This is a genomic window from Citrobacter sp. VF227 (genome assembly GCF_052950715.1).
On sequence record NZ_JBRFVF010000034.1, the window covers coordinates 1 to 2,257 of the forward strand.

General features: G+C 62.0%; 4 protein-coding genes. 1 reads left to right on the forward strand and 3 read right to left on the reverse strand.

Features of this window, described 5'->3' with window-relative positions; genetic code table 11:
- Positions 1-54: 54 nt before the first annotated feature.
- The 3 genes from ACU8YC_RS24730 to ACU8YC_RS24740 form a co-directional block, all read right to left on the reverse strand.
- Positions 55-1,023 carry a protein rep gene (locus tag ACU8YC_RS24730; RefSeq protein ID WP_446895923.1) on the reverse strand — a complete coding sequence of 323 codons (969 nt, stop codon included), beginning with the start codon at positions 1,021-1,023 and terminating at the stop codon, positions 55-57.
- Between the two features lie 151 nt (positions 1,024-1,174).
- Positions 1,175-1,480, reverse strand: coding sequence for a hypothetical protein (locus ACU8YC_RS24735; protein WP_446895924.1), 306 nt, complete (start codon positions 1,478-1,480; stop codon positions 1,175-1,177).
- Positions 1,473-1,778 carry a hypothetical protein gene (locus ACU8YC_RS24740; RefSeq protein WP_446895925.1) on the reverse strand — a complete coding sequence of 102 codons (306 nt, stop codon included), beginning with the start codon at positions 1,776-1,778 and terminating at the stop codon, positions 1,473-1,475. Before ACU8YC_RS24740 ends, ACU8YC_RS24735 begins: the two co-directional genes overlap by 8 nt.
- A gap of 299 nt (positions 1,779-2,077) precedes the next feature.
- Here ACU8YC_RS24740 and ACU8YC_RS24745 point away from each other — a divergent pair.
- The coding region (locus tag ACU8YC_RS24745) for a hypothetical protein (RefSeq protein ID WP_446895926.1) at positions 2,078-2,257 on the forward strand (180 nt) is incomplete at its 3' end.

The following is a 2,257-nucleotide window of genomic DNA, read 5'->3' on the forward strand; positions in this document are numbered from 1 at the left end:
GCCCCTGACCTGTCAACTTTTCGTGCAGATCAGAGCCGCCAGAGCGAGGGGGCTTTAGCCGCCGGAGTGATGGGGGCTGGATGCCTTCGGGCTTTCGCCCGTGAACTGGTATTCGCCCTGGACGAATCGGTAGAACCGATCCCAGTAGGGAAGCGAGTCGAGTGGTTCATCCAGGAGCGATTCCGGCACCTCGACACCGCGGAACAGGCCAAAGCTGTTCAGCAGGCGCTTGCCCTTGAGCAGCTGAGCCGCGTGCCAGTTGTCGGCAAGGCTCAGGTCCGAGAACTTCACGGCGTACTTGAAGACCTCCATGAACCCCTCGCTGGGATCGCCTGTGATGGGCCTACAATCGACGATCATGCTGTCGCCGGTAATACCGTGCCACTCGGCACTGATCGCGCTCTGAGAGGGCGCAGAGGCCGCCAGAACGATCATATGGCAGTGCGGGTGCCAGCCCTTGCCCTTGTTCGTCAGTTCGAGCGTGTAGACGGCCCCCTCGGCCTTGCACAGCTCCGTCCAGGGCGCACGAGCCACCCCGGCGTTGAAGTTCCGCCTACGGTCCATGAGCTTGCGCAGGGAGGACGTCAAGTGCGCTTGACGCTCTGCGAGGTCGTCGCCGTTCTTCACGGTCAGCGTGAGCAGGTAGGGGCGCAGGTCGGGGCGTTGTTCCTGGATGACTTCCCAGCGCGCCAGATAGGCCCCGAGGGCCTTGGCGCCACGGCGGATGGCGCAGAGCGGACAGACTAGGTGCTGTTTGCAGAATTGCGCGTTGTGCAACCGTACCTTGCCCACGGTGAAATACTCCCGGAAGTGCAGGTAGTTGCCACAGCTGGCGAGGCCCGTGGCGGTCTTTGTCGCTTCGACCGATGGAGCGCCCCGAAGGTGCTCCAGCATCGCCAGGGACCTTGCGTGCGCTTGGCCGTAGCGTGCTAACCTATCGCCGAAGTTTTCAGCTTCATCGACCCCTGTGAACGCCGCTCCCGCCAAGTTGCTAGCGTCCACGGGGGTTTTCTTTTTGGCCATGCGTGGCCCTCCTTCCCGTGCCGGCAGCATACCTGCTGCATGCACTTTGTTTCTATGTATCAAGTAAAGAGGCCCCCGGCGCCGGTCCCACGTACTTGCAACTCCGTTGCAATGCCCGTGTGACGCGGCTCGGAGGCCCTTTTGGCTGGTCTTAGGAAGCAGTGACGAGCTGCGGCTTCGCGCCCTGCGGGATGAAATACCCCACGGACTTGCCCAGGGCGTAAACGCCCACAGGGACGCGAATCGTCTTGTTCATGGCCGCCTGGAACAGGCGAGCGTCTTCGACGTTGAGCGTGACGAGTTCCAGCTTGTGGCCCCCGGTGGACAAAGGCAGGTGACCCAGAATCTGCACCTTGTCGCGGGGATCGAAGGCTTCCCCGGTCTTCTTCGAAGTGCCGCCCGGCTGGACGAACACGTTTGCCACCTGGCCGCACAGCGTGAACATGGGATCAGCCATGGTTCACCCCCATACGCTGCTCGATCTCTTCCGGCACCTGGTGCGCATCCATGATGGCATCGACCTGTTCGAGCGCTTCGATCAAGGCACGCTCGATGAACAGGCGTTTGCTGATGCCCAGGACGGAAACAGTGCGGTCGATGCGGTCGGACAGCTCCGGCGAGAGCTTGGCGCAGACGTTGCGGAGCGGGATCTGATCGCCGCTCTCGGAAATGAGCTTGTCGGCCAGATCCTCGTTGCGGAGGCTGTATTTGAACGCCAGGACGCGGTAGTGCATGAACTCGTTGAAATCGGACATGGATTCTTCCTCGGATTGGAATGTGATTGGGTATCCGAGGTGGATCATCCGGCAGGCATATTGGAACGTCAAGCGCCATTAATGGAGTAACGTTACGCAATTATGGAGTAACGCGTTACCGAAAATGCTCCGTCAAGCTGTCTTGACGTCAAGCGCTCTTGACGGTTTTCGGTGCAGGAATGGAGTCCGAATGCCTCCGGCGGCCCTGCCGGGGGCCTCTCGGCGAGGGCCAGGGGCGCTGGGGGAAGAGCGTCCCCAGCTCCCCAGGCAGAGAGTGATTCAGGCGTGCAGGGTCAAGGGTGCGCTCCGCCCGTGCCTCCGTTCATCTGGGGGAAAAAGCGCCCCCCGGACGAGCCGGGGGCGCGGCCCCTGACCTGTCAACTTTTCGTGCAGATCAGAGCCGCCAGAGCGAGGGGGCTTTAGCCGCCGGAGTGATGGGGGCTGGATGCCTTCGGGCTTTCGCCCGTGAACTGGTATTC

Coding starts and splice junctions, on each gene's coding strand:
- ACU8YC_RS24735 (WP_446895924.1), bottom strand. CDS start 1,480: ATGGCTGATCCCATGTTCACGCTGTGCGGCCAGGTGGCAAACGTGTTC.
- ACU8YC_RS24740 (WP_446895925.1), bottom strand. CDS start 1,778: ATGTCCGATTTCAACGAGTTCATGCACTACCGCGTCCTGGCGTTCAAA.
- ACU8YC_RS24730 (WP_446895923.1), bottom strand. CDS start 1,023: ATGGCCAAAAAGAAAACCCCCGTGGACGCTAGCAACTTGGCGGGAGCG.